This window comes from Natronomonas salina, assembly GCF_013391105.1.
In the GTDB taxonomy this organism is placed as follows: domain Archaea; phylum Halobacteriota; class Halobacteria; order Halobacteriales; family Haloarculaceae; genus Natronomonas; species Natronomonas salina.
This window is the reverse complement of record NZ_CP058335.1, coordinates 519,493-541,130: the sequence shown is the minus strand read 5'-3', so window position 1 is coordinate 541,130 and position 21,638 is coordinate 519,493. Positions and strand designations below refer to the sequence as shown.

At 69.4% G+C, this 21,638-nt stretch carries 29 protein-coding genes; 19 read left to right on the top strand and 10 right to left on the bottom strand.

The window, feature by feature from the left end:
• Positions 1 to 18: 18 nt before the first annotated feature.
• A complete protein-coding gene (locus HWV07_RS03070) occupies positions 19 to 495 on the bottom strand; it encodes an Lrp/AsnC family transcriptional regulator (RefSeq protein ID WP_246279819.1) in 477 nt (158 codons plus the stop codon).
• A gap of 111 nt (positions 496 to 606) precedes the next feature.
• Between HWV07_RS03070 and HWV07_RS03065 the strand changes: the two genes are divergently transcribed.
• Positions 607 to 1,929, top strand: coding sequence for an arylsulfotransferase family protein (locus tag HWV07_RS03065; protein ID WP_178332892.1), 1,323 nt, complete (start codon positions 607 to 609; stop codon positions 1,927 to 1,929).
• A gap of 10 nt (positions 1,930 to 1,939) precedes the next feature.
• Here HWV07_RS03065 and HWV07_RS03060 read toward each other — a convergent pair whose 3' ends face one another.
• The gene (locus HWV07_RS03060) at positions 1,940 to 3,088 is read right to left on the bottom strand and encodes a tRNA sulfurtransferase (RefSeq protein ID WP_178332891.1); all 1,149 of its coding nucleotides are present in this window, start codon (positions 3,086 to 3,088) and stop codon (positions 1,940 to 1,942) included.
• Between the two features lie 88 nt (positions 3,089 to 3,176).
• Between HWV07_RS03060 and HWV07_RS03055 the strand changes: the two genes are divergently transcribed.
• The 4 genes from HWV07_RS03055 (at position 3,177) to HWV07_RS03040 (ending at position 5,623) form a co-directional block, all read left to right on the top strand.
• Positions 3,177 to 3,311, top strand: a complete 135-nt coding sequence (locus HWV07_RS03055) for a transporter (RefSeq protein ID WP_178332890.1) — start codon at positions 3,177 to 3,179, stop codon at positions 3,309 to 3,311.
• A gap of 64 nt (positions 3,312 to 3,375) precedes the next feature.
• A complete protein-coding gene (locus tag HWV07_RS03050; protein ID WP_178332889.1) occupies positions 3,376 to 3,624 on the top strand; it encodes a BolA family protein in 249 nt (82 codons plus the stop codon).
• Positions 3,625 to 3,688: 64 nt separating this feature from the next.
• On the top strand, positions 3,689 to 4,117 hold the full coding sequence (locus tag HWV07_RS03045; protein WP_178332888.1) for a universal stress protein: 429 nt from the start codon (positions 3,689 to 3,691) through the stop codon (positions 4,115 to 4,117).
• Positions 4,118 to 4,207: 90 nt separating this feature from the next.
• Positions 4,208 to 5,623: a class II fumarate hydratase gene (locus tag HWV07_RS03040; protein WP_178332887.1), complete on the top strand. Its 1,416-nt coding sequence runs from the start codon at positions 4,208 to 4,210 to the stop codon at positions 5,621 to 5,623.
• A gap of 27 nt (positions 5,624 to 5,650) precedes the next feature.
• Here HWV07_RS03040 and HWV07_RS03035 read toward each other — a convergent pair whose 3' ends face one another.
• On the bottom strand, positions 5,651 to 5,875 hold the full coding sequence (locus HWV07_RS03035) for a hypothetical protein (RefSeq protein WP_178332886.1): 225 nt from the start codon (positions 5,873 to 5,875) through the stop codon (positions 5,651 to 5,653).
• Positions 5,876 to 6,101: 226 nt separating this feature from the next.
• Here HWV07_RS03035 and HWV07_RS03030 point away from each other — a divergent pair, with 226 nt between their 5' ends.
• From HWV07_RS03030 to HWV07_RS03020, 3 genes are all read left to right on the top strand, one after another.
• Complete coding sequence (locus tag HWV07_RS03030; protein ID WP_178332885.1) at positions 6,102 to 6,599, top strand: helix-turn-helix domain-containing protein; 498 nt, start codon at positions 6,102 to 6,104, stop codon at positions 6,597 to 6,599.
• Between the two features lie 126 nt (positions 6,600 to 6,725).
• Positions 6,726 to 8,579 (top strand): Glu-tRNA(Gln) amidotransferase subunit GatE, encoded by a 1,854-nt coding sequence (gene gatE, locus HWV07_RS03025; protein ID WP_178332884.1) that lies wholly within the window; start codon positions 6,726 to 6,728, stop codon positions 8,577 to 8,579.
• 90 nt (positions 8,580 to 8,669) lie between these two features.
• Entirely contained in the window at positions 8,670 to 9,098 is a 429-nt protein-coding gene (locus HWV07_RS03020) for a CBS domain-containing protein (RefSeq protein WP_211694205.1), read from the top strand.
• Between the two features lie 21 nt (positions 9,099 to 9,119).
• Here the strand turns inward: HWV07_RS03020 and HWV07_RS03015 are convergent, their stop codons facing one another.
• The 3 genes from HWV07_RS03015 to HWV07_RS03005 all read right to left on the bottom strand — a co-directional run bounded on the left by HWV07_RS03015 (position 9,120) and on the right by HWV07_RS03005 (position 10,860).
• The gene (locus HWV07_RS03015; protein ID WP_178332883.1) at positions 9,120 to 9,884 is read right to left on the bottom strand and encodes an RNA methyltransferase; all 765 of its coding nucleotides are present in this window, start codon (positions 9,882 to 9,884) and stop codon (positions 9,120 to 9,122) included.
• Position 9,885: 1 nt separating this feature from the next.
• On the bottom strand, positions 9,886 to 10,401 hold the full coding sequence (locus HWV07_RS03010) for a DUF8114 family protein (protein WP_178332882.1): 516 nt from the start codon (positions 10,399 to 10,401) through the stop codon (positions 9,886 to 9,888).
• A gap of 63 nt (positions 10,402 to 10,464) precedes the next feature.
• Positions 10,465 to 10,860, bottom strand: a complete 396-nt coding sequence (locus tag HWV07_RS03005) for a DUF7522 family protein (protein WP_178332881.1) — start codon at positions 10,858 to 10,860, stop codon at positions 10,465 to 10,467.
• Positions 10,861 to 10,972: 112 nt separating this feature from the next.
• On the opposite strand from HWV07_RS03005, the gene folP reads away from it, so the two are divergent.
• The 5 genes from folP (at position 10,973) to HWV07_RS02980 (ending at position 14,384) form a co-directional block, all read left to right on the top strand.
• Positions 10,973 to 12,106 (top strand): dihydropteroate synthase, encoded by a 1,134-nt coding sequence (gene folP / locus HWV07_RS03000; protein ID WP_178332880.1) that lies wholly within the window; start codon positions 10,973 to 10,975, stop codon positions 12,104 to 12,106.
• Positions 12,107 to 12,251: 145 nt separating this feature from the next.
• Positions 12,252 to 12,938 (top strand): 6-hydroxymethylpterin diphosphokinase MptE-like protein, encoded by a 687-nt coding sequence (locus HWV07_RS02995; RefSeq protein ID WP_178332879.1) that lies wholly within the window; start codon positions 12,252 to 12,254, stop codon positions 12,936 to 12,938.
• Between the two features lie 56 nt (positions 12,939 to 12,994).
• A complete protein-coding gene (locus tag HWV07_RS02990; protein ID WP_178332878.1) occupies positions 12,995 to 13,945 on the top strand; it encodes an MBL fold metallo-hydrolase in 951 nt (316 codons plus the stop codon).
• Between the two features lie 68 nt (positions 13,946 to 14,013).
• Positions 14,014 to 14,232, top strand: coding sequence for a zinc ribbon domain-containing protein (locus tag HWV07_RS02985; RefSeq protein WP_178332877.1), 219 nt, complete (start codon positions 14,014 to 14,016; stop codon positions 14,230 to 14,232).
• Positions 14,229 to 14,384 carry a DUF8143 family protein gene (locus HWV07_RS02980; protein ID WP_178332876.1) on the top strand — a complete coding sequence of 52 codons (156 nt, stop codon included), beginning with the start codon at positions 14,229 to 14,231 and terminating at the stop codon, positions 14,382 to 14,384. The genes HWV07_RS02985 and HWV07_RS02980 overlap by 4 nt, the downstream gene beginning before the upstream one ends.
• 22 nt (positions 14,385 to 14,406) lie before the next feature.
• Here HWV07_RS02980 and HWV07_RS02975 read toward each other — a convergent pair whose 3' ends face one another.
• The gene (locus tag HWV07_RS02975; protein ID WP_178335968.1) at positions 14,407 to 15,378 is read right to left on the bottom strand and encodes a quinone oxidoreductase family protein; all 972 of its coding nucleotides are present in this window, start codon (positions 15,376 to 15,378) and stop codon (positions 14,407 to 14,409) included.
• A gap of 112 nt (positions 15,379 to 15,490) precedes the next feature.
• Positions 15,491 to 15,949 (bottom strand): hypothetical protein, encoded by a 459-nt coding sequence (locus tag HWV07_RS02970; protein WP_178332875.1) that lies wholly within the window; start codon positions 15,947 to 15,949, stop codon positions 15,491 to 15,493.
• 110 nt (positions 15,950 to 16,059) lie between these two features.
• Here HWV07_RS02970 and HWV07_RS02965 point away from each other — a divergent pair, with 110 nt between their 5' ends.
• The 4 genes from HWV07_RS02965 to HWV07_RS02950 all read left to right on the top strand — a co-directional run bounded on the left by HWV07_RS02965 (position 16,060) and on the right by HWV07_RS02950 (position 20,103).
• Positions 16,060 to 17,502, top strand: coding sequence for an FAD-binding oxidoreductase (locus tag HWV07_RS02965; protein ID WP_178332874.1), 1,443 nt, complete (start codon positions 16,060 to 16,062; stop codon positions 17,500 to 17,502).
• A gap of 117 nt (positions 17,503 to 17,619) precedes the next feature.
• The gene (locus tag HWV07_RS02960; protein ID WP_178332873.1) at positions 17,620 to 18,807 is read left to right on the top strand and encodes an acyl-CoA dehydrogenase family protein; all 1,188 of its coding nucleotides are present in this window, start codon (positions 17,620 to 17,622) and stop codon (positions 18,805 to 18,807) included.
• 93 nt (positions 18,808 to 18,900) lie between these two features.
• Positions 18,901 to 19,656, top strand: a complete 756-nt coding sequence (locus HWV07_RS02955; protein ID WP_178332872.1) for an SIR2 family NAD-dependent protein deacylase — start codon at positions 18,901 to 18,903, stop codon at positions 19,654 to 19,656.
• 45 nt (positions 19,657 to 19,701) lie between these two features.
• A complete protein-coding gene (locus HWV07_RS02950; RefSeq protein ID WP_178332871.1) occupies positions 19,702 to 20,103 on the top strand; it encodes a cupin domain-containing protein in 402 nt (133 codons plus the stop codon).
• 13 nt (positions 20,104 to 20,116) lie between these two features.
• Here the strand turns inward: HWV07_RS02950 and HWV07_RS02945 are convergent, their stop codons facing one another.
• Together HWV07_RS02945 and HWV07_RS02940 are read right to left on the bottom strand one after the other, a co-directional pair.
• Positions 20,117 to 20,455 (bottom strand): hypothetical protein, encoded by a 339-nt coding sequence (locus HWV07_RS02945; protein WP_178332870.1) that lies wholly within the window; start codon positions 20,453 to 20,455, stop codon positions 20,117 to 20,119.
• 3 nt (positions 20,456 to 20,458) lie between these two features.
• The gene (locus HWV07_RS02940) at positions 20,459 to 20,734 is read right to left on the bottom strand and encodes a glutaredoxin family protein (protein ID WP_178332869.1); all 276 of its coding nucleotides are present in this window, start codon (positions 20,732 to 20,734) and stop codon (positions 20,459 to 20,461) included.
• Positions 20,735 to 20,820: 86 nt separating this feature from the next.
• Between HWV07_RS02940 and HWV07_RS02935 the strand changes: the two genes are divergently transcribed.
• Positions 20,821 to 21,297, top strand: coding sequence for a peroxiredoxin family protein (locus HWV07_RS02935; protein WP_178332868.1), 477 nt, complete (start codon positions 20,821 to 20,823; stop codon positions 21,295 to 21,297).
• Between the two features lie 128 nt (positions 21,298 to 21,425).
• Positions 21,426 to 21,638, top strand: coding sequence for a DUF7556 family protein (locus HWV07_RS02930; RefSeq protein ID WP_178332867.1), 213 nt, complete (start codon positions 21,426 to 21,428; stop codon positions 21,636 to 21,638).

Sequence of the window (21,638 nt, the reverse complement as noted above, 5' to 3'; positions counted from 1 at the left end):
GGAGGGACGTCGACGTGCTCAGTCGTCGACGACCTCGGCACCGAAGTGGTTCCACGGCTGGGCGTAGTTGTTGCGGACGTACTCGGTCTCTCTGATCTCCAGGCCGGCGCGGACGACGGAGTCGTGGATGTCGGTCATGTGCTCGGTGTCCCTCGCGACGGCCTCGATGATCACGTTCTGCCGGCCGTCGAGCAACTCGTGGACGTTGACGACGCCGTCGACCTCCAGGGCGGCCTTCGAGAGCCGCTCGCGCTCGTCGACGTCGGTCTGGCAGAGGTAGAGGACGTGCAGGTCGTAGCCGGCCCTCGCGTAGTTCACGTGCGGAGAGTACCCCTCGATGACGCCGGCGGCTTCCATGTCGTTGATCCGGTTGCGGACGGTGCTGGCGGAGACGCCGACCGCCTCGCCCATGTCCTCGATGGTCGCGTCCCGGGCGTTCTCCTGGAGCGCGTGCAGGATACCCCGGTCGACGTCGTCGAGTTCGTACTGTTCCACGGGCGTGGATACGCCCTCCAGCCCCAAATGTAGTTCCGTTGGCATGACCGGCGGTCCTGTCGTGGAGAAGGATACTCTTTTGGCGCCACAACGCGCGTATCCGGCATCGAGATGCGCTGGAAGATACGCGCCGTCGTCGTCGCGATACTCGTCCTCTCGGCCGTCGCCTTGGCCCACGGTGCCGCCACCGCGCCGCGGACGGCCAGCGCCGACACGGTCCCCGAACCCGAACCGCGCGACAACGTGACCGTCGTGACGGAGTCCGCGAAGTACGGCACGCTCATCGCCTGGAACCCCGACGGGTCCGTGCTGTACTACGAGGACGAACACACGAAGTACTACGATGTCGACCCCGTGGCGAACGAGTCGATGACCGTCGAGTACGCAGCGACGGAGACCATCCACACGGAGGGGCCGACCTGCTCGTCGCCACCCTGCACCCGGAACATCGTCGAGCGGGCGAACCTCTCGACCGGCGAGGTCGAGGAGGTGTACGCTCGCTACGACGCCGAGGAGCTCGCCGCCGAGTGGCACGACCACGACCGGGTCGACGAGAATCACATCGTGATCGCCGACATGATCGACGACCAGGTGTTCCTCGTCGACACCGAGACCCAGATCGTCGAGTGGCTCTGGGACGCCCAGGCCGACTTCCCGGTCGAAGAGGCCGGCGACTTCCCCGACGACTGGGCGCACCTCAACGACGTCGAGGTGCTCGAGGACGGCCGCGTGATGGTCAGCCTCCGCAACCAGGACCAGGTCGTCTTCCTCGACCGGGAGACCGGTCTGATCGAGAACCAGACGCTCGGCAGCGAGAACGACTACGGGACGCTCCACGAGCAGCACAACCCCGATTACATCCCCGAAGAACGCGGCGGCCCGGCGGTGCTCGTCGCCGACTCCGAGAACGGCCGCATCGTCGAGTACCAGCGCGACGGCGACGAGTGGACGCAGTCCTGGGAGTGGTCGGACGACCGGATGCAGTGGCCGCGCGACGCCGACCGGCTCCCGAACGGCAACACGCTGGTCGCCGACACCCACGGCAAGCGCGTCGCCGAGATCGCACCGAACGGCTCCGTCGCGTGGTCCGTGCCGGTCACCCACCCCTACGACGCCGAGCGCCTCGGGACCGGCGGGGGGAGCTCTTCCGGGCAGAGCGCCACCGAACTCGATCTGGAATCCCGGACCGGCGACGCCGAGAACGAAGAGGGCGGCTTCAACCCGATCTCGGCGTTCGTCGGCGGGGTGAAGTCGCTGTTCCCCTCCAGGCTCGTCAACGGCGTCATCTACATCTCGCCGGTCTGGATGGGTCGCCCGCAGTTCCTCGCCGCGGGCGCGTCGCTGGTCTCCCTCCTCGTGCTGGCCGGGCTGGAACTCCGCTGGCGCTTCCCCGACGTCGAGGTCCGGTCGCCGTTCTACCGCGATCGGGAGTGAGCGACCGCCGTCACCACTCGATCCGGCTCGCCGCGCCGGCGTCTTCGGCCGCCTGGTCGAGGAGGTCTTCCGGCTCCACCTTCAGCAACCCCTCGAGCTTGCCGCTCGTCTCCGGGTGCTCCGGGACGAGCCGGTTGCAGCCCGCGGGGATCGCCGCCTCCGCGTAGGTGCCGAGGTCGCGGGCCCGTGCGGTGATGTCCGGCTTGTCCATCGACAGCAGCGGCCGGTGGACCGGGAGGTCGACCGCGGCGGAGGTCACCCGGAGGTTCAGCGCGGTCTGGCTGGACTTCTGGCCGAGCGCCTCGCCCGTGACGATGCCCGCGGCGTCCGCCCGCCGGGCGATCTCCTCGGCGACGGCGAAGAAGTACCGCCGCACGGAGAGCATCCGCCCGCGGTCGACGTTCTCGACGACGTACGCCAGCGTCTCGCCGCCGTCGACGACGTAGGGCCGGAGGTCCTGGTTCGGCGCGCGCTCGGCGAGGTGTTCGCAGGCGGCGATGGCGCGGGCGCGGTGGTCGACGCCGCCGTAGTCCCCGAGGTCGACGTACACCGGGACGACCGGCGAGCCGCGGCGCATCGCCTCGAAGGCGGCGACCGGCGAGTCGATGCCGCCGGAGACGAGCGCGACGAGCGGCGCCTGGGTCCCGACCGGAAGCCCGCCCGGCCCCTCGCGGCGCTCGTCGAAGACGTAGGCGGTGTCCGGCCGGACGTCCGCCTCGAAGGTGACGTCCGGGTCGTCGAGGTCGACGCCGGCGTCGACCGCCCGGCCGACCGCGGCACCGCCCTCCCGCTCCAGTTCCGGACTCGTGAACGGGTAATCGTCGCGCGCCCGCGAGGCGCGCACGGCGTAGGTGTCGAATCCCCCGTCCCGCGCCTCGGCTAACTCGACCAGCGCCTCGTAGATGCGCTCGGTCTCGGGGACGACCTCCCGGGCCGGGCTGGCGGAGACGACGCCGGGCAGCGCGGCCGCGGCGTCGGCCGCCGCCTCGGCGTCGTTCGCGTGGACGACGAGGCGGCCGTCGGTCCGCTCGACGCTCCCCGAGACGTCGCGGTCCTCGAGCGCCGCGGCGACGTTCCCGCGCAGCCGCTCCTCCATCCGCCGGCGCACCGACCGCCCCTTGGTCCCGAGCTCCCCGTACCGGACGACGACGCAATCCATGCCCGCCACTCGTCGCCCGAGCGGTAAATACTCGCCTCTCGACGGTCGCCGCCCCCACGCATTTCAGTCGGCCGGCCGAACCGACGGTATGGTCAGACTCTCCACCGGCGTCATCCTCGCCGGCGTGGTACTGTTGTTCGTCCCGATCCCGCCGATCGCCACCATCCTCGGCGTGCTCACCATCGTCGCCGGCGTCGCCCTTCGGGTCTTCGGCGACTCGTAGCCCCGACCGCGAGCGCGACGACCGCGGCGGCGCGTTTTTACGGTCGGCCGACCCACCGACCGGTATGGACCCAGCAGACGTCGAGGAGCTCATCGAAGCCGAGATCGAGGACTGCGAGGCGACCGTCAGGCGCGCCCGCGGCGACCACGACGACGACCACCTGCAGGCGACCGTCGTCTCGCCGGCCTTCGAGGGCCTCCCGCTCGTCCAGCAGCACGACCTCGTCTACGACGCCCTCGGCGACGCGATGACCACGGACATCCACGCGCTGGAACTGACGACGCGGACGCCGGAAGAGCACGCCGGCGAGTGATTGCGTGTCCGGCCGGCCCGCCGCAGCGCCAACGAACTAAGTTCCCCGCGACCGACGTCCCGGTATGAAGCGCGTACTCCTGGCGGTCGACTCGGACGAGGAACGGGCGCGGCGGGCGGCGGAGGGCGTCGCGTCGATGCCGGGCGCCCCCGACGACCTGGCCGTGACGGTCCTCAACGTCTTCGAGGAGTTCAGCGTCGCCGACGAGGCCGGACAGGTCCGCTCGAAGGACCTCTACGACGAGGACGACTTCCCCGACAGCGCCGTCGCCGCGCGCGACCTGCTGGAGGCCGAGGGCATCGACGTCGAACTCCGGCGGGAGCACGGCGACCCCGCCGAGCGCATCCTCGCGGCCGCCGCGAACGAGGACGCCGCGGTCGTGGCGATGGCCGGCCGAAAGCGCTCCCCCGCGGGGAAGGCGCTCTTCGGCAGCGTCACGCAGTCGGTCATCCTCGACGCCGACCGGCCGGTGCTCGTCGTCCCCTCCGGGTGACGGCGCCGGATACCCGCGGGTCCCCGCGACGGCGGGGCGAAATCTCCCGTTTTCGATGAACTTTACGTCCCCCGGAGCGACGCTCGGAGTATGACCGACGACGAGCAGGACTACCGGATCGAACGCGACAGCCTCGGCGAGATGCAGGTCCCCGAAGAGGCCTACTGGGGCGCCCAGACCCAGCGGGCCCTCCAGAACTTCCCCATCTCCGATATCACCTTCCAGCGGCGGTTCGTCCGCGCGCTCGGCATCGTGAAGAAGTCGGCTGCGAAGGCGAACCTCGAGCTCGGCCTCCTGGAGGAGGACAAGGCCGACGCCATCGTCGAAGCCGCTGACGAGGTCATCGCCGGCAACCACGACCGCCACTTCCCGGTCGACGTCTTCCAGACCGGCTCGGGGACCTCCTCGAACATGAACGCCAACGAGGTCATCGCCAACCGCGCGACCGAGATCTACGGCGGTGAAGTCGGCACGCGGGAGATTCACCCCAACGACCACGTCAACTACGGGCAGTCGTCCAACGACGTCGTCCCGACGGCGATGCACGTCGCCTCCCTCGAGGCCGTCGAGAAGGACGTCATCCCGGCGCTGAACACGCTGGCCGACGAGCTCGAGGCCAAGGAACAGGAGTTCGACGACGTCGTCAAGACCGGTCGCACCCACCTCCAGGACGCGACGCCGGTCCGCCTCGGCCAGGAGTTCGGCGGCTACCGCACCCAGGTCGAGAAGGGGATCAAGCGCGTCGCCTCCACGCGCGAGCACCTCGGCGAACTCGCGCTCGGCGGCACCGCCGTCGGCACCGGCCTGAACACCCACCCCGAGTTCCCCGGCCTCGCCGCGCAGTTCATCTCCAGCGAGACCGGACTGGAGTTCCGCGAGGCGGACAACCACTTCGAGGCCCAGGCCGCCCACGACGCGATGAACGAGGCCCACGGCGCCCTCCGGACGGTGGCGGGCTCGATGAACAAGATCGCCAACGACCTCCGTCTGCTGGCCTCCGGCCCCCGGAACGGGCTCGGGGAGATCGAACAGCCCGAGAACCAGCCCGGCAGCTCCATCATGCCCGGGAAGATCAACCCGGTCATCGCCGAGTCGGTCAACCAGGTCCACAAGCAGGTCGTCGGCAACGACGCCGCCGTCTCGGCCGGCGCCGCCCGCGGCGAACTCGACCTCAACCTCTACAAGCCCGTCCTCGCGCACAACTTCCTGCAGAGCGCGAAGCTCATCTCGAACGCCGCCGAGGTGTTCGGCGAGCGGTTCGTCGGCAAACTCGAGGCCAACGCCGACCACTGCCGCAAGCAGGTCGACCAGTCGATGGCCCTCGCGACCGCGCTCAACCCGGCGATCGGCTACGACAAGGCCTCGAAGGTCGCAAAGCAGGCGCTCGAGGACAACAAGACCGTCAGAGAGGTCGCCGTCGACGAGGGCTACCTCTCCGAGGAAGAGGCCGACGAGGTGCTCGACCCGCGGGCGATGACCGAGCGGGTCATCCTCGGCGACGACTAGCGGGCGGTACCGGACCGCGTTCGACCGTTACTTCTCGGGCAGCGGGATCTCCTTGCGCCGCTCCCGGAACTCCGCGATGACCGTGTCCGCGTTGGCGCGCGTCTCGCCGACGGCCGCGCCGATCAGGCCGCCGATGGCGCCGCCCGTGCTGGCGGCGTTGCGGCTGACGAGGCCGCCGATGCCGGCGCCGATGCCGGCGCCGATGGCTGCGTACCGTGCTCGACCGAGAACGCGCTGGATTCGTTCACGCATACGTGGACGGACGAGCGTCTGGCGGATAAACGTACTCCCTCCGGGCGCATTGACCGACGGCGACGTGCTCCGATCAGACCGTCCCGGCGCTGTCCTGCGGTTCTGGCGTGAGTCGGCCAGCACAGCTTTATGCGAGTCCTCCACACACGGATAAACCCTTCGTCGATTATTCTCCGGCTGAAAACGCTCTCGCAGGGTTATGTGTACCGAGTACTTTGTGGTTGATATGGCGATGGAGACTCCCACCACGTCCGACGCGTCGGAGAACAGTCAGTCAGTCACGGTCCAGCAGCTCCAGGCGGAGCTGCGGGGTAGCAGTTCCGACGACGAGTCCGCGACAGCGATCGCCGACATCGTCGCCGACGTCGAGGCCGGCCTCTTCGACGGCGATGCGTTCACCTTCGACGAGGAGCACGTCAAGTCCTCGCTCGACGAACTGCTCGTGACGCTCGTCGCCGTCCGGTCGGCCGACACCCACGGCAAGCAGCTGCTCGACGACCTCGCAGAGGAGTTCGACACCATCCTCAGCCCCGGGACGGTGTACCCGCGGCTGCACGGCCTCTGCGACGCCGACGTCCTCGAGCAGCGCGAGCTCGTCAAGACGAAGGAGTACACCATCGACGACCTCGAGACCGCCCGCGAAAACGTCGCCGACGCCGCCCGCCAGCACCTCGCCCTCGGGATGGTCCTCCACGCGGCCCTCCAGAAGGGCGACTTCGCGTAGGTCGGATTCCGGACCGATTCGTCGGGAGTCTCCGACTCCGGCGGTCGTCCCCGGCCGCGACGGCCCAGCCTCGCGGCGCCGCGGGGATGGTGTCTTTTTTGGCGTTCCCCCCCGGACCGACTCGTAATGAGCCACGACTACGAGGACCTCGGTCTCGTCGCCGGGCTGGAGATCCACCAGCAGCTCGACACCGAGACCAAGCTCTTCTGTAACTGCCCGACGGAGCGCCGGGAACCCGAGGAGTCCGTCCGGTCGTTCACCCGGTACCTCCACCCGACGAAGTCCGAACTGGGAGAGATCGACGAGGCGGCCCTCGAGGAGTCCCGGGTCGACCGCGAGTTCGAGTACCTCGCCTTCGACACCACCTGCCTCGTCGAGGAGGACGACGAACCGCCCCACCGTCTCGACGAGGAGGCCATGGAGACCGCCATGGAGATCGCCTCGCTGCTGGACTGCGAGGTCGTCGACCAGGCGCAGGTCATGCGGAAGATCGTCGTCGACGGCTCCAACACCACCGGCTTCCAGCGGTCGTCGCTGATCGCCACCGACGGCGAGATCGAGACCGACGACGGCCCGGTCGGCATCGCCGATATGCTGCTGGAGGAGGAGTCCGCGGCTCGCATCGAGGAGACGGACGCGGGTGTCACCTACGGGCTCGACCGCCTCGGCATCCCGCTCGTCGAGATCGGCACCAAGCCCGACATCCGCTCGCCCGAGCAGGCCCGCGAAGCCGCCGAGCGCATCGGTATGCTCCTGCGCTCGACCGGCAAGGTCAAGCGCGGCCTCGGCACCATCCGCCAGGACGTCAACGTCTCCATCGCGGAGGGTGCCCGCGTCGAGATGAAGGGCGTCCAGAGCCTCGACGACATCGACGACCTCGTCCGCAACGAGGTCGACCGGCAGGTCGAACTCCTCGAGATCGCCGAGGAGCTCCAGGCGCGTGACGCCGCGGTCGCCGACCCCCGGGGCGTCAGTGAGGTCTTCGCTGACACCGACAGCGGCGTCATCGCCGGCGCGGAGGCGGTGACCGCGGTCCGACTGGAGGGCTTCGACGGCCTCGTCGGCCGGGAGATCCAGCCCGACCGCCGCCTCGGCACCGAGCTCTCCGACCACGCCAAGCGCCACGGCGCCGGCGGCATCTTCCACACCGACGAGCTGCCGGCCTACGGCGTCACCGAGGCCGAGGTCGAGTCGCTGCGCGACGCCGTCGGCGCCGACGAGGAGGACGCGGTCGCGCTCGTCGCCGCCGACAGCGAGGTCGCCGAGGGGGCCATCGAGGCCGTCGCCGAACGGGCCGAAGTCGCCATCGAGGACGTGCCGGAGGAGACCCGTGGCGCCAACGAGGACGGTACCTCACGGTACCTCCGGCCGCTACCCGGCGCCGCGCGGATGTACCCCGAGACCGACGTCCCGCCGGTCGAGCCTGACCTCGCCGACGTCGAGACGCCCGAACTCCTGACCGAGAAGGTCGAGCGCTACCAGGCGGAGTACGACCTGGACGCGGGCCTCGCCGAGCAGGTGGCCTACGGGCGCTTCATGCCGACCTTCGAGGAGGCGGTCGCCCGCGGCATCGACCCGACCACCGCGGCCGGGACCCTCGAGTCGACGGTCACCGAGCTCCGCCGGGACGACGTCCCCGTCGGGAACCTCACCGAGGCTCACCTGCTGGGCGTGCTCGAACTCGTCGAGGACGGCGACCTCGCGAAGGAGGGCATCGGCCCGGTGCTGACGGAACTCGCGGAGGACCCGACGCTGTCGGCCGAGGAGGGCGTCGAGGCGGCCGGCCTCTCGGGCGTCGACCGCGAGGCCGTCCGCGAGGCCGTCGTCGAGGTCGTCGAGCGGAACGAAGCGCAGGTCGCCGAGGAGGGGATGGGCGCCTTCTCGGGGCTCATGGGCGAGGCCATGGGCGCGCTCCGCGGCAAGGCCGACGGCGAGGTCGTCTCCGAGGTGCTGCGCGAGGAGATCGGCAAGCGGAGCTAGCTATCAGAAATTCGATTATTCAAGTGTTCGGACGATCCTGGTTCCGTATCCGGGCAGCAGACATAACCGTCTGCGGAACGTATATTATCTATGATAGATCAGTCGGTCGCGGACGTGATGATGGAGTCTGTGCGGACGGTCACGGCGGAGACGACGGCGAGCGACGTGGCCCGGCTGTTCGCCGACCACGACATCGGCTCGGCGGTCGTCGTCGACCCGGGGAGCGGCGAGTTGCTCGGCATCGTCACCGAGTCCGACGTGATGCACCAGGTCGCCATCGACGCCGACGTCGCGACCGTCGCCGTGGGCTCGTTCATGTCCGAGCACCTCGTCACGATCGACAGTTCGGAGTCGATCCACGAGGCGGCCGCGATGATGAAGGAGCACTCGATCCGTCGGCTACCGGTCGTCGACGACGGGGCGCTCGTCGGAATCCTGACGACGACGAACCTCACCCACTACCTCCCGCGGTTGCGGAACGCGGTCCTCAGGACGCGCGGCGAACTGGTCGGGCAGTAGGGATCTGGCGGCGGCCGGCGATTAGTTTTCTTCTCTGCTGTCCGGTTCGTCGTCAGGCCGGGGTATCTCTCCGGTCGCCCGCATCGCCCCGCGACGGAGCACGCCGCGCAACGTCCGGGCCTCCCGGCCGGTCGGGTGCGCCCGGGCGAGGAGGCGCCGGAACAGCCGGTTCGTCTTCGGGATTTTCTCCTCGGGGTGGCCGACGTCGCGGAGGTAGTCGTCGAACGTCTCGTAGAGCCCCTCGAGTTCGTGTTCGTTCGCTCGCTCGTGGGCCTCGTCGGGATGCTGGGTCTCCGAGACGGTCAGCTCCCGAAGCTCGTACAGGACGATCGTCGCGGCCTGCGCGAGGTTGAGGACCGGGTAGTCGCCGCTGGCGGGGATCGAGCAGACGCGGTCGAGCCGCTCGAGCTCCTCGTTGGCCAGGCCGACGCTCTCGCGGCCGAAGACGATGCAGACGTCCGCCTCGAGGTCCCGGAGCTCGTCGGGTAGCTCCGCGGGCCGGACGAACGGGTAGCGGACGTGCTTGGTCGCGTCCTCGTTGGTGATCGCGGTGCAGGCGACGGTGTAGAAGTTCTCGACGAGGTACTCGAAGTCGACCGTCGTCGCGTTCGGGAGGACGTCCTCGCGGGCGTGGCCGGCGAAGCCGTAGGCCTCGCCCTCCGGGTCGAGTTCGGGCGGGTCGACGAGGTAGAGGTCCGTCAGCCCGAAGTTCTTCATCGACCGGGCGATGGTGCCGACGTTGCCGGGCGTCTCGGCGCCGACGACGGCGACTGCGATCTGCGGCATCTTACGTCACGTCGGAGTAGTCGGTCCCGAGGACGTCGAGGTCCTCGTCGTCGAGGTCCTCCAGGGCCTCCTCCAGTTCGGGGACGTTCTCGCCCATGTCGGGGGCCGGCACCCGGTCGGGTTCGGTGTCGACGTGGTCCATCCCGCCGTAGCCCTCCGGCGCCCGGTTGCCGGCGGCGAACCACTCGTGGAAGACGTCTGCGAAGTGGGACTCGCCCTTCTCGCGGCTGCCGCCGTCCTCGCGGAACCAGTAGAGGAAGTCGGGTTCGTGCTCCGGGCAGAGCAGCACCTCGGAGAGCGGTTCGCCGTAGACGATGCGGGCGACGTTGCAGTCGGCCTTCGACTCCGAGAGGAGGTAACAGCAGTCGCACGGTTCGCCGGCGACGACGCGGAGCCGGATGAGCCGCTCCCGCGTCTCCTCGCTCATCTCCTCGAGCGGCCGGATCTGGTCGTCCTCGTCGAAGACCTCCTCCTCGTCGAAGCGCCACCCCCGCAGCGCGATAGAGACCTTTCCCATGTGGCGGGGTTGGTATCCGGCCGGTATAAGCGCGTTCGTCCGCGGCCGCCGGCCGGTCGGGGGTCAGTCCGCGGAGGCAACCGGTGGCCGCTCGGCCTGTTCGCGGAGCAGCCGCATCGTCACCGGGACGAAGTGCTCGGACCCGTCGAGGGCGACGAACAGGAGCGTCTCGTCGCTCCAGCACATGACGACGTGGCCGTTCTCGAAGGAGCGGGTCGTGAACTGGAGTTCGCCGAGCGGCTCGAAGTCCGACTCCCGGGCGGGGCTGCCGAGGTACTCGAAGACCAGGCTCTCGAAGATGCGGTCCTGGGTCTCCCGGCTGTACTCCCGTTCGACGTCGGGCCGCATGTAGCGGACCTCGTACTCGCCGCTCTCGACGTCGCCCACCGCGGCGGTCCGGAGCGCACCACCGAGCTCCGACTGGAGCTCCCCCACGTCCAGGTGTTCGTCGATGGGCATGCGTGTCCGCCGGGACGAGACGGTCCGGCTTGTATGCACGGACCGGTTCGGCGCTCGAAACGCGGCTGCCGATACCGGACGGCTTTACCCACCGCGGTCCCAGAGGCGGGGTATGCGAACGGTAGACGCCGCCGGGCTCGCCATCGGCGACGACCACCCGCCGCGGATCATGGGCGTCCTGAACGTCTCCGCGGAGTCCCCCTACGACCCGAGCGTCTTCGACGACCCCGGCGAGGCCGCCGCCTACGTCGATGAGGAGCTGATCGACGAGGGCGCCGACATCGTCGACGTCGGTCTGGAGTCGGCGAACAAGCGCTTCGAGGTGCTGTCCGCCGAGGGCGAACTCGACCGCCTGGAGACCGCCGTCGAGGCGATGGAGTCGACCGCCGGCGACGCCGTCTGGTCCATCGAGACCCGCTACCACGAGGTCGCCGAGGCCGCGCTGGACGCCGGCTTCGACATGGTCAACGACATCTGCGGCTTCGCGGACCCCGAGATGCCCCGCGTCTGCGCGGACTACGACGTGGCGGTCGCGAAGATGGCCTCGCCGCCGGACCTGGAGCGCCCCGGCGCAGTCGAGGCGGTCGACGACATCTACGACGCCCTCGAACTGAACGGCTTCACCGACAAGACGATCCTCGACCCGGCCTTCGGCGGCTGGTCGGAGGCCAAGACACTCGAGGACGACCGCGAGACGTTCCGCCGGCTCCGGGAGTTCCGCGGCTACGGCCGCCCGCTGCTCGTCTCCATCAACCGGAAGAACTTCCTCCGGGAGATCGCCGGCCGCTCGACCGAGGCCGCCCTCCCGGTCTCGCTGGCGGCCACCTCGATGGCCGTCGAGCGCGGCGCCCACGTCGTCCGCACCCACGACGTCGCTGAGACCCGCGACGCGGCACTCGTCGGCCACGAGTTCACCCGCGACCGCCTCCGGGACGCCGACGCGGGCGTCGAGGAACTCGACGTGACGACCGACGCCGAGTTCGCCCGCCACCTCCACCGCGTGACCGGCGACGCGGGCGACGCCGACAGCGCCGTCGTGACCCACGCCGTCGAACTCCGGCTGTCCGAGCAGGCGACGGCGCACGTCGAGGAACTCGCCAGTGAGACGGACGTACGTGTGTTCCGCGGCGACAGCGCGCTGCTCGTCGGGACGGCCGAAGGGTTCCGGGCGCTCCGGGAGTCGGCGACCCCGGAACACCCGACCGTCGACCGCGCGCTGGCGCGAGTCTGCGACGACCTCGCGTAGTCTGACGACCGGCGTACGGGCGGCGTACGTCACGGGAAAACTTATGGCGAATCGACCGGAAGCCCCGACTGGAAGCCCGGGGGGCACATCTGGGTAGGGGTACCTTGGTGCGCTCTGGGCCCAGTCTTCACGTCTTATAGTGGCTATGCAATACCAGGACTGGCGACCGGCGTACGGGGCGATACTGGCCGATCTCGGCTACGACCGGGCGGCCGACGAGCGGTCGCGGGACGTACTGGCGGCGTTGCTGGCCGACGAGACGCCGCTCGGTCTCGAGGACCTCCGGTTCTCGGGGACCGTCGCCGTCTGCGGCGCCGCTCCGACGCTGGCCGGCGACCTCGACGCTGCGCGAGCGGCTGACACCGTCGTCGCCGCCTCGACGGCCGTGGACGTCCTGCGGGACGCCGGGGTCGCCGTCGACTGCATGGTGACCGACCTCGACAAGAACCCCGACACCGCCCGTGGACTGACCGAGGCGGGAACGCCCGTCGCGGTCCACGCCCACGGCGACAACGTTGACGCGGTCCGCGAGGTCGTCCCGACGTTCGACGCCGACGCCGTCCTCCCGACGACCCAGGCCGAGCCGACCCCGCCGGTCGCCAACCCCGGCGGCTTCACCGACGGCGACCGGGCGGCGTTCCTCGCCGACGCCTGCGGCGCCGACCGTCTCGTCTTCCCGGGCTGGCAGTTCGACGACTCCTCGGTGGGCCCAGAGAAGGCACGGAAGCTGCTGTGGGCCGAGCGCCTGCTCCGCTGGCTCGAGGTCCGGCGCGAGGAACGGTTCGCCCTCCTCGACGGCCGCCGGGACCGCATCGAACTCCCCTGGCTGTAGCGGCGTCGCTCGACGGCGTGCGCTTTATAGCCGGGCCCGTCGAACCGGGCGACCGGATGGCACACACCTCGGCGCAGGCCCACCGCATCGAGTTCGACATCCCGTGGCCTCCGCACACCGCGTACGCCTACCTCGTTCCTGCCGCCGAACCGGTGCTGATCGACGCCGGGACGCCGGGCGAGGACGGCTGGGCCGCCCTCGTCGACGGCCTCGCCGAAGCCGGGTACGACCCCGAGGACGTCGATCACCTCCTTGTCACCCACCCGCACACCGACCACGACGGCCAGGCCGCAGAACTGGTCGACGTCGCCGACCCGACGGTGTACGCCCCAGTGGGCGTCCGCGAGCGGCTCGCCCGCGACTCCGACGACCTCGCGGCGGCAGTGCGGGCGAACGCGACCGAGGTCGGGCTGCCGGACGTCGACGTCGCCGTCGAGGAGTCGGTCGACTCGCTACACCGGAACCGCTCGTGTCTACCGCCCGAGGAGATCGACGTCGACCTCCCGTTCGGCGACCGCTTCGCCGCCGGCGAGGTGACGTTCGAACCGATCCACGTTCCGGGCCACCAGATCGACCAGGCGGCGTATCTCGCCGACGGCCAGCTCTTCGCCGGCGACGCCCTGGTCGAACCGTTCCGCCCGGCGGCGCTCCACACCGGCTTCGACCGCGGCTGCTACGACTGCGTCGACGCCTTCTACGAGGGCCTCGACCGGCTGGCCGGCTACGACGTCGACCGCGTCCACCCGGGGCACGGCCCGGTGTTCGAGGACGCCGCCGGCGCGATCGAGCGGGCGCGGGCGGACCTCGACGCGCTCGTCGAGGACGTCGAATCGACGCTGTCGGACATCGGCGAGGCGACGGCCTACGGGGTGACCGACGAACGGATCGACGACCCCCGGCGGATGCAGTTCTCCGTCTTCGAGTCCCTCGGCGCGCTGGCCCGGCTGGAACGCCAGGGCGAGATCGACTCGCGGCTCGACGGGGACGTCCGCCGTTACGTCGCCTGACCGACCGCCGGCTGGACGCCACCTCGACGGGAGAAAAGCATATTACGATTCCGCGGGGAACGACGGCCATGCCCTCCGAATCGGATACGGCGCGCGGCTGTGAGAAGTGCGGGAACACCGAGACCGAGGTCGGTACGATCTCGACGACCGGCGGCGGCCTGAGCAAGATGTTCGACATCCAGACGAACAGCTTCAAGGTCGTCTCCTGTACGAACTGCGGCTACTCGGAGCTCTACCGGGACACCACGCCCGGGTCGAGCGACATCGTCGACGTCTTCCTCGGATGACGTCCGGCGCGGTCGTCCTCGTCCTGATCGCGTGCGTCGCGTTCCCGCTCGTGCTCTACGCCGCGGTCCGGGCCGAACACGGCCAGCGGGAGACGATGGACCGCCAGGAGGCCGAGCGGGCCGCTCGTCGCGACACCGACGACGAGCGCTGACGAGAACGTCGGCCAGGGAACGCTACGGCAGCAGGACGACCTTCCCGCTGGACTTGCGGTCCTCGATGAACTGGTGGGCCTCCGCGGCCTCTTCGAGGTCGAAGGTGTGGCCCACCTGCACCTCGAGGGTGCCGTCGCCCAGCAGCTGGGTCAGCTCCGGGACCGCACCCATGACCTTCATCGGCTTCTGGTCGATAGCGCGGCCGAGGTGGTAGCCGATGACGCGCTTGTTGCCGAACAGGAGGTCCGCGGTGTTCGGCCGCCCGGGTTCGCCGCCGGCGGCGCCGTAGGAGACCATCCGGCCGAACGACGCGAGCGCGTCGAGGCTACGGTCGGTCGTGTCGCTGCCGATGCCGTCCAGCACGAGGTCGACGCCCGCTCCGTCGGTGATCTCGTCGACCCGGTCGACGAAGTCCTCCTCGGTGTAGCGGATGCCGTGGTCCATCCCGAGGTCGGCGGCCATCTCGAGCTTCTCCTCGGTCGAGGCGGTGCCGACGACCTCCGCGCCGGCCTCGTCGGCCAGCTGGACGGCGGCGCTGCCGACGCCGCCTGCCGCGGCGTGAATCAGGACCGTCTCGCCCTCCTCGATTTCGCCCCACTCGTGGAGGCAGTTGTGGGCGGTGAGCCACTGGACCGGGAAGCCGGCGGCCTCCTCGTAGCTCATGTCGCCGGGAACGTCGAGCAGCCCACGGGCGTCCGCGATCGCGTACTCGGCGTAACCCCCGCCGTTGACGAGCGAGACGACCTCCTCTCCCTCGTCGCGGTCGACGCCGTCGCCGGTCTCGGCGATGGTGCCCGCGACCTCCATGCCGGGGACGTACGGCGGCTCCGGGCCGCCCTGGTAGTGGCCGCGGCGCTGCATGATGTCCGCGAAGTTGATGCCGGCGGCCTCGACGTCGATCAGCACCTGCCCCTCGCGGGGCTCGGGTCGGTCCGTCTCCGATACGTCCAGGACGTCGGCGTCGCCGAACTCGGTGATCTCGGCTGCTCGCATGGTCATGCCGTGACGTGGAGTCGCCTTCCTTATCAACGTTAACCCTTGAATCGGTTCATACGACAAACTGTTAAGCTCCTGGCCGAACCGGGTCGATTCGACCGATGCAACGTCAAGCGCCGAACAACAGGACCGTAACGAGCGACGCGATCGCTGTCCAAGCGAGGACGAAGGTGGTGTAAACGTACCGGCTCGCTCGCCGACGCTCCGAATCCGCGTCCTGGTACTGCAGAACCTGGACGGGGACTGCCAGCGAGCCGCCGACGAGGACGTTCCGGGCCAGCGTCCACCAAATCGCGTCGACCCGCCAGACGTCAGCCGCGGCCACCGCGATCCACGCGGACGCCAGCAACCCGACGCCGCCTAGCGCCATCGGGGTCAGGTGTTGCCGACGCCCGAACCGATCGGACGGGATGAACCCGGCGTCCACCCGTCTCGCCAACGGGTATGCACATCCCGACGCGGCGAGACCGGTGAGCAGTCCCACGACGAAGACGACCGGTGAGACGCCGAGCAGGATGTCGAGAACCCCGATCGCTTCCTCGTGACCTCCTGTCGGCGTTTCGACCATCGCCGAGATGTCCACCGACCATCACATAAACGTTCGGCCGGGGGTGACGAGTTAAACATCCTCCCTGCGACGCGGACACCTTTAAGCGGGTCCGCTCTCCCTGTGGAGGTATGACGTACGACTGCTCGTTCCTCTCGGACCTCGACCTTGACGGGGAGGTCTCCTTCGACGACTCGGCTCGCGAGAGCCACGCCGCCGACTGGGTCGCCCAGGAGGCCGGCCTCGGCGTGACGCCCGACGCCGTCGTCTGGCCGGCCTCGACCGCCGACGTCGCGACGGTCCTCGAGGCGGCCAACGACCGCGAGGTGCCGGTGACGCCATACGCCGCCGGCACGTCGATGGAGGGCAACGCCGTCCCGCTGTTCAAGGGGATCAGCCTGGACATGACGAAGATGGACGACGTCCTGGACGTCCGCCCCGACGACTTCCAGATCGACGTCGAACCCGGCGTGATGGGCAACGTCGTCGACGAGACGGCCGCCGAGCACGGCATGTTCTTCCCGCCGATGCCGTCGTCGGCCAACCTCTCGACCATCGGCGGCATGATCGTCAACGACGCTTCCGGCCAGAAGACCGTCAAGTACGGCGAGGTCGGCGACTGGGTGCTGGAACTGGAGGTCGTCCTCGCCGACGGCACCGTCATCGAGACCGGCAGCAAGGCCGTCAAGACCTCTTCGGGGTACAACCTCAAGGACGTCATCGTCGGCAGCGAGGGCACCCTCGGCGTCGTCACGCGCGCCACCCTGGAACTGGAGGGGCTCCCCGAGCAGATCAAGGGCGGCCGCGCGGTCTTCGAGTCGATGGACGACGCCGCTGAGGCGGTCTTCGACGTCGTCCGCTCCGGCGTCGACGTCGCGAAGATCGAGCTCATCGACCCGCTGGCCGCGGAGATGGCCAACCGCTACTTCGACACCGGGCTCCCGGACGGCTCGATGATCTTCTTCGAGTTCCACGCCAACCACAACGTCGACGAGGAGATCGACTTCTTCCGGACCATCGTCGACTCCCACGACGTCGCGGAGTTCGAGATCGCCGACGAGGAGCGGATGGACGAACTCTGGCGCGCCCGCGACGAACTCGCCTTCGCCGTCCAGCAGTACGACCCCGACCTCGAGCCGCGGCACCCCGGCGACGTCACCGTCCCCATCAGCCGGTACCCCGACATCATCCGCTACGCGAAGGACCTCGGCGAGGAGCACGACGTCCTGCTACCCTGCTTCGGCCACGCCGGCGACGGCAACGTCCACTACACGGTGCTCGTCGACCCCGACGACGAGGAGATGGTCGAGACCGCCGAGGAGATCTACGACTCGATCGTCGAGAAGGCCATCTCGTGGGGCGGGACCGCCACCGGCGAGCACGGCATCGGCATGGGGAAACAGAAGTTCCTCGAACTGGAGCACGGCGAGGGCGGGGTCCAGGCGATGCGCGCGCTGAAGGCCGCCTTCGACCCGAAGGACATTCTCAACCCCGGGAAGATGTTCCCCGAGACGGAGGCGGAGGGCGGGCGGGTGGAACTCCCGTCGGGCGTTCGCTCCGCCGAGCGGGACTGACCGGGAGTTCGCGGTCCAGCGTTCCCTCGAACCGATATTTCGACGGCACTACCGTCACATAAACCGCCTCCCATGAGACGGTAAACCGATTTGCTGGTATGCCCGTCATTCCCTCCCATGAGTGCCCACCTGGACGAGGAGCACGAGATGATCCGGAGTTCGCTGCGGGAGTTCCTGGAGGAGGAGATCCAGCCGGACCTGCCGGAGGCCGACCGGGAGGCGATGAGCAAGGACGAGGCCATCCAGTACCAGCAGATGCTCGGCGAACTGGGCATCGGTCCGGGCTCCGTCGAGGGCGAGGGCTTCGACGACCCGCTGACCTACGCAGTCACCTCCGAGGAGATATCGCGCATCTGGCCGTCGCTGAACGTGACGCTGAACATGTCGTTCCCGACGATCTTCGCCCGGTACGCCGGCGAGGAGACCCAGGACGCACTGCGCGACAGGCTCGACGAGGGGTCCTGCATCGGCTGCATGGCCGTCACCGAACCGGACGGCGGCTCCGACACGGCCCACCCCGGGACGACGGCGACGAAGGACGGCGACGAGTACGTCATCGACGGCGAGAAGACGTGGGTCTCGAACGCGCCCATCGCCGACATGGCGCTGGTCGTCGCCTACGACGAGGACGCCGAGCAGCGCGACTTCTTCATCGTCGACACCGTCACCAACGACGTCGAGACCCGAGAGCTGCACAAGCTCGGCTGGAAGGGTTCTCCGACCGGTCAGATCTTCTTCGACGAGGTCCGGGTTCCCGAGGACAACAAGCTGATGAACGCGGTGACGAAGATGATCGCCTCCGGAGAGTCCGACATCACCGACAACGAGATGTTCCAGAACCAGAACCCGCTGAACGCGATGTTCGCGTACATGCGGACCGGGATGGCGGCGATGTCGGTCGGCATCATGCAGGCGGCCTACGAGGCGGCCCTCGACTACTCGAAGGACCGGGAGGTCTTCGGCGGCCCCATCGGCGGTCACCAGCTCGTCCAGGAGAAGCTCTACGAGATCCGCGCCGGCCTCGAGACCGGGCGGCTGCTCACCTACGAGGCCGCCCGGAAGGTCGCGGCCGGCGACGACGAGGCCCGGATGTACTCCTCGCTGGCGAAGGGGTGGGTCTGCGAGAAGTCCGTCGACGTCGCCGACGTGGCCCTGCAGGTCTACGGCGGCAACGGCCTCTCGAAGGACTACCCCCTCGAGCGCTACTACCGCGACGCCCGCACGATGACCATCCCGGACGGCACCACCGACATCCAGCAGCTCGTCGTCGGCAAGGAGCTGACGGGCATCGCCGCGTACAAGTAGCGACGGGCGACTGGACCTTCATCCGGTCCGCCCTGGTCGGGACCCTATACGCGTCGGCCGTGGATTTTTGCTCGTCGCCGACCGAGTCGACCCATGGACGACCGGGAACTCTCCTTCGCCGCGTCGGCGATCCGCGACGCCGACTCCGTCGTCGCGTTGACCGGCGCCGGCGTCTCCACCGCCTCCGGCATCCCCGACTTCCGCTCCGAGGACGGCCTCTGGACCGAGTACGACCCGAACGACTTCCACGTCAGGCGCTTCCGCTCGGACCCCGAGGGGTTCTGGGCCGAGCGCGTCGAACTCGTCGAGGAGCTGTTCGGCGGCGGCGTCGAGCCGAACGCCGCCCACGAGGCGCTCGCCGACCTGGAGGCCGCCGGCCACCTCGACACGCTCGTCACCCAGAACGTCGACGGCCTCCACCAGTCGGCCGGCAACTCGGACCCCATCGAGATCCACGGCAACGGTCGCCGCGTGGTCTGTACGGGCTGTCGCCGCCGGTTCGAGGCCGACCCGGTCTTCGACCGCGTGCGCGACGGCGAGGTGCCGCCGACCTGCGAGCACTGCGGGGAGGTGCTGAAGCCGGACGTCGTCCTCTTCGGGGAACAGCTCCCCGACGAGGCGCTGTTCCGGGCGCACTCGGCCGCGGAGAGCGCCGACGCCTTCCTCGCGGTCGGCTCGTCGCTCACCGTCGAACCGGCCGCGTCGCTGCCGCGGAAGGCCGCCGAGAGCGGCGCGACCCTGATCGTCGTCAACCTCGACCGGACCGCCGTCTCGGACCGCGCCGAGTACGACTTCCGCGAGGACGTCACCGAGGCGCTGCCGGCGCTCGTCGACGCCGTCGAGGACTGACCGACGCGACCCTTTTTGCCCCTCCGCTCCGTGTTGACGGTCGCCATGGACTACAAGGTCATCGACCTCGACGACGTACCGGTCACGGACCTCTCGGAGATCGAGGGGGTGCCGCCGGACCTGGACATCAAGCCCGTCGGCGACCAGCTCGGCCTCTCCGAGATGCGCGCGACCGTCTGGTACTTCGAACCGGGCGAGGAGATCCAGTACCACGCCCACAGCGAGCAGGAGGAGCTGTACTTCGTCGTCCAGGGAGAGTTCTCGCTGAAGCTCGGCCGCTCCGGCGAGGCGGAGTACGTCGACGCCGACGAGGGCTCGTTCTGGGTCGCCAAACCCGAGATCGGCCACGGACACCGCTACGTCGGCGACGACCAGGGGATCGTCCTCTCCGTGGGCGCGCCGCCGGTCGAGGACCCGGGGCTCGACCCCCACGAACTGGACGACTGACCGGGACGCGGCGCTACTCGGATTCGGCGACGCCCGGCGTCCGATACTCCCGGTGCTCGGCGACCGCGGTGACCAGGATGAACAGCGCGACCGCGACGGCGCCGAGGAGCGTCGAGTCGTCCGCGTCGGCCCGGTCCAGCGTGCGGTGGCCCCAGAACAGGTCGGCCCAGCGGGTGTAGTGGAAGGCGTAGACGGCGTCGCTGTCGACGAGCTTCGCGGCGTCGGGGAGCATCGCCCAGCCGCCCCCGAGGAGCGCCCACACCCGCGGGTAGCGGACGTCGGGGACCGCGAGGGTCTCGAGGAGCGTCGTCAGGGTCGCCCCGACGGCGAAGTGGGTGATTCCCTGGGCCACGGTTCAGAACTCGACGTCGACCTCCGACGACGAGTCGGCGTCGCCGTAGGTCGTCTCCAGGTACTCGAAGATGCGGGCCGACTGGCTCATCGAGACGCCGTACTCCTCGTCGACGATGGCCGGGACCTGCCGCTGGCCGGTGATCGCCTTGACCTCGTTGCGCTTGGAGTGGAGCCCCTCGACCCAGACGCTGTCGTACTCGACGTCGAGTTCGTCGAGCTTGTCGGTGACGAACTCGCAGTAGGGACACCCCTCCAGCCTGTAGTACGTGACGGACATACCCACGCCTACGCGGGCGGCGCCAATAAATACCCGCAGCCGCCGGGGACGGGGCGTTTAAGTCGCCGGCCGACGGGTGTGACGGTATGCCACCCGCAGTCGGCGACGACGCGCCCGCGTTCGAGGCACTGCTGTGCGACGGCGAGACGTTCCGGCCGACGGCGCTGCACGACGCGCTCGGCGACCGCGGCGCCGTCCTCGTCTTCGACGGCTTCGTCTTCTCGGCCATCGCGCAGAACTGGTGGTTCCGCTACGAGCACGCCGGCTGGGACGACTTCGACGGCTTCCCCGTCTACGGCGTCGTCCGGGACGGACCGTACTCCATCAACGAGTTCCTCCGGCAGCTCGACAGCCCCTTCTCCATCTTCTCGGACCTCAACGCCGACGCGGCCGACGCCTACGGCCTCCTCGTCGAACGCGAGGGGATGGCCGGCACGAAGACCGCCCGCCGCGCCGTCTTCGTCCTCGACGACGAGGGGACGGTCCGGTACGCCTGGGACACCGACGAGTGGATCTACCCGGTGCCGCGCGAGGAGGTCGAGTCGGCCGTCGGCGACCTCTGATTCAGTGCTGATGTGCGCCGTCTAGCTACCGGCGTGGAGATTAATCGGTAACTATCTGGGTGGTAGCTGGCTCATACTGATGTGGGTCGTGTGCCACGTGCTGTTCACACCGTGGTGGGTGTGGCACCATGACAGGAGACGAGACACACGACCGGAGTCGTACTGCCTCCGTCGAGTCGAACCGGCGACTGGCGTGGACGGACGCGGAGCGGCCGCCGGTCCTCGGCGCTTACGACGCCGTCAAGGGGACGGACGCGTTCATCCTCGCCGCCGTCGACCGCGACGACGCCTGGCTCGCCGTCGAGGTCGGCGGTGAACGGACCCTCGAGGAGTGGCGGTGA